Consider the following 3,580-nt stretch of genomic DNA (forward strand, 5'->3'; position numbering starts at 1 on the left):
AATACCGAGGAAGGCTCGCGTATGAGATGATAGGCAAACTCGCCGGCCCCGCGTTCAATAGCACCCGGTTCACATCCAAGGGAGAGCTTACACTGCCTGCTGAAATCTTCGAGAGCGGCGAGTGATCCGGTAAGGGCTCCGGCAAAAAAAAATCCCACATCATCCGTTCCAATGCCGTCAGTCTTACGCCACAACGACCCAGCAAAGGAGGGACAACATGACAAAGATCCTTGTTTTATACTACAGCATGTATGGCCACATAGAAACCATGGCAACGGCGGTTGCCGAAGGGGCGCGAAGCGTCGCAGGCACCGATGTCATCATCAAGCGGGTGCCCGAACTGATGCCGGAAGAGGTTGCCAGAAAAGCCGGCGCCAAGCTCGATCAAGCCGCACCGATCGCAACCGTGGAGGAACTTCCGAACTACGACGCGATTATTTTCGGCACCCCGACCCGGTTCGGCAACATGTGCGCCCAGATGCGCAATTTCCTGGATCAGACCGGTGGGTTATGGGCCGGCGGAAAACTGGTGGCCAAGGTGGGCAGTGTGTTCACCTCCACGGCTACCCAACACGGTGGGCAGGAAACCACCATCACCTCGTTTCACAACACACTGCTACATCACGGCATGATCATTGTGGGGGTTCCCTACACCTGCCAGGAGCTCAGCAACATGGATGAAATCACCGGCGGATCGCCCTATGGGGCGACCACTTTGGCCGATACCGATGGCAGCCGCTTGCCATCGGAGAACGAGTTGAAAATTGCCCGCTTTCAGGGCGCACACGTTGCGGAAGTGGCCAGGAAGCAATCAGCCGATCGGGACAAGCAGTAGTATCGCGACTGCTCCCCCTGCCACACCACGGCGCAGGTGGGCCCACCCAACCGGCGGTTCGGCGGGTCAGGACAGGCGCCCGGGTCACCGGAACATCGAGTTCAGGAAAGACAGCCAATGGCGAAACTGGGATCAAAAAAGAGGCCCATTGTTGTTCGCGTTCAAACAGAGGAAAAAACCAAATAGGTCGCCGATATTTGCGAAAATAATGGGTGGCAGTAAATGATGGACCCGCACAAACGCAGGCGGCCAATTTGAAGTCCCCCGAGGCTGCCGGTGGTTGGAAGGAGGAAATCAAACCAAAATTTCCTATGCCAGCTTGGATGCGCTCTTTGAAAACCGTAAAGGCCCTGAAAATTGCCCCAATACAGCAGTTTTTGGCGGCCAAGGCCTTTGCCCTGGCCCGCTGGACCCTGGCTGCTCTTAGCAATTCAACCCGCCGGCCTTCATGATGGCGCAGAACCGCGCGGCCCAACTTCCTTGACCCTGAGCTTTTGATCCCGGTGACTCGGTCAAGGTCCCTATGGTAATTTCTTTTGTTTCGGGGGTGGGTAAACACAAAAACTAAGCTGTGATCGCCCCTGGGCCGGAAGTGCTGATGGGGTCACTTTTTCACGTAATGGTTGAAAACATCGTTTCAACCATCTCCATCAACCCGCTAACCCACCTTCACTCCAACCACGGGAAAGAATCCTGGCGAGCGGCATCCAGTTGCGTTTTTCGAGACGTGACGCGGGATTGGTGGATGAATCGATAGATGGGTTGGACTTGAATCGCGTCTCGACAGTTTGGCGTTTTCCGCCTTTATCCGAGATCGCGGCGGCGCGCTTCGTAACCCACCCCGGCCGGGAGAAACGGTTGCTGATCGGGGCCCTGGAGCAGTCTTTAGAGCTGGTGGGCGTGGACGAAGGGCGCAGCCTGGTCGAGGAGACCCTTCGGATTCTTCTGATCGATTGCGGGGAGCGAGACTGCGAGGTGGTTTTTCAGGCCCAGGGACTCTTGGAGCAAAACGGGCAACGGCCTCCCCTGGAGCCCGGTGGCATCATATACGAGCTGCTGGATTTGGAACACGCCGCCGCCCGCCAGCAGGCACTTTTGGATGAACCAGGAAACCTTTTCGAGTGGGTCACGGTCCAGGGCGGGAGATTCGAGATGGGGGACGACCAGGGAGACGCCGACGAGCAGCCGATCCACCAGGTGACGGTGGCCACGTTTCAAATGGCCAAACACCCGGTTACCAACGAGATGGTTAGGGCTTCGGCCGAGGATTTTCCCCTGGGCCCGATGATCCACCATGTCGGCGGAGAGCGCCATCCGGCGGTGGAAAAAACCTGGTTCGAGGTATACTATTTCGCTCTTTGGCTGGGTGCGCGCCTGCCCAGCGAGGCCGAGTGGGAATACTCGGCCCGGGGAGGTGCCAAGTCCCGGCTGGGGCAATACTTTTTCGGCGACAATCCTGAAGACCTGTCCGATCACGCCTGGTTCGACGAGAGCGGACGGATAGAAGCTCACCCCGTGGATGAGATCAATCCGCGCACCGGGAAGGAAAACCTCAACCCCCTGGGCTTGGCCAACATGCTGAGCAACGTCTTGGAGTGGGTGGTGGACGACTGGCATGGCGACTACGAGGATGCTCCGGATGACGGCCAACCTTGGATTGAAACCCCTCGAGTCGCCTTCCGTGTGTTACGCGGCGGCAGTTGGTACAACGGTTGCCGCTACTGCCGGTCGGCCGCCCGTTACGGCTTCGCACCCGGCAACCGCAACAAGGGCATCGGTTTCCGTCTCGCCAGGTCTGTTGTCCTTGGCCCTGGAGCCCCTGTTCCCTGGCAATAGTGGAAGTCAGGACAACTTTTCCGCATCGCGCCGCATTACTTGAAGCTCTGAAAGCATTGGAAACAAAATGAGCAACGGACGGGAACAGCATCTGAAACTCTTCTACGACCTGCTGGACGACCTTGAGCAATCGCTTGGCGGCGCGCGGACGCTCTCGCAATGCGACGGCCGGATGGGATGGCCGCAACGGGGTGTTTACTTATTCCGGGAGCCGGGTGAAAACCGCAGCGATACAGGGCTGGGACCGCGCATCGTGCGGGTCGGCACGCATGCGCTAAAGACGGGCTCTGGCACGAAACTCTGGACGCGGCTTTCCCAGCACCGGGGGCAGGCGCGTTCGGGTGGCGGCAACCATCGCGGACGAGGACGGCCGCGCTGCGGTGAGCAATCGCTCCAGCAGACCGTCGTCGGGAATCGAATGGCGGCGCATCAACTGGGCAACGCGATGGGCGTCTCATAGAAGGCCGCCAATTCCGGGTGGTCGGGGGAGCGCTTCCCCCCACGATCCGTGCGGTGGAGTGATCGAGAAAAATTTCGGATGGTAGCGCCAAGAGCCTTCTTGAGCTCCGTAGATACCTGAAATCGTAAAGAAATAAAAATTGTGGTGTCAAAATCAGTTAGGCACTCGAAATTTTGGTTGCAGTTCGGTTATGTGGATTACCAAGGGTCCGTTTGGCTGAATTTTAAAACGCTGATCCCAAAGGGCCGAACTCTGAATAGTCCGGCCCGACTCGGTATTTATTGGAATAGCAGTTAAATTTAAAATGCATTTGATCGGCTGATAGGGTCCACCCCTGCGAAAGTGAGAAAGTCGGGCATCCCCGGCCTGGGGAATGGTGTCCTGCAGGACATCCTGTGGACTGCCAAATTAAACCCCAGGCGAAAAGTGAATTCCCTGGGTGAGGAGGA

At 57.7% G+C, this 3,580-nt stretch carries 3 protein-coding genes; all 3 read left to right on the top strand.

The genetic code is table 11. The annotated features are described in order from the left end of the window. Positions 1-217 precede the first annotated feature (217 nt). The 3 genes from wrbA to R6V78_RS01950 all read left to right on the top strand — a co-directional run bounded on the left by wrbA (position 218) and on the right by R6V78_RS01950 (position 3,131). Positions 218-835, top strand: coding sequence for an NAD(P)H:quinone oxidoreductase (gene wrbA / locus R6V78_RS01940; protein ID WP_410287635.1), 618 nt, complete (start codon positions 218-220; stop codon positions 833-835). 858 nt (positions 836-1,693) lie between these two features. Next, positions 1,694-2,671: a formylglycine-generating enzyme family protein gene (locus R6V78_RS01945; protein WP_410287636.1), complete on the top strand. Its 978-nt coding sequence runs from the start codon at positions 1,694-1,696 to the stop codon at positions 2,669-2,671. A 67-nt stretch (positions 2,672-2,738) separates the two neighbouring features. Continuing rightward, positions 2,739-3,131: a hypothetical protein gene (locus R6V78_RS01950; protein ID WP_410287637.1), complete on the top strand. Its 393-nt coding sequence runs from the start codon at positions 2,739-2,741 to the stop codon at positions 3,129-3,131. The last annotated feature ends 449 nt before the right edge of the window (positions 3,132-3,580 follow it).

It is taken from the genome of Desulfosarcina sp. (assembly GCF_046496365.1).
Classification (GTDB): Bacteria; Desulfobacterota; Desulfobacteria; order Desulfobacterales; family Desulfosarcinaceae; genus Desulfosarcina.

Bases quoted from the DNA above. Each gene is read 5' to 3' on its own strand.
- wrbA (WP_410287635.1), top strand. From the start codon at position 218: ATGACAAAGATCCTTGTTTTATACTACAGCATGTATGGCCACATAGAA.
- R6V78_RS01950 (WP_410287637.1), top strand. From the start codon at position 2,739: ATGAGCAACGGACGGGAACAGCATCTGAAACTCTTCTACGACCTGCTG.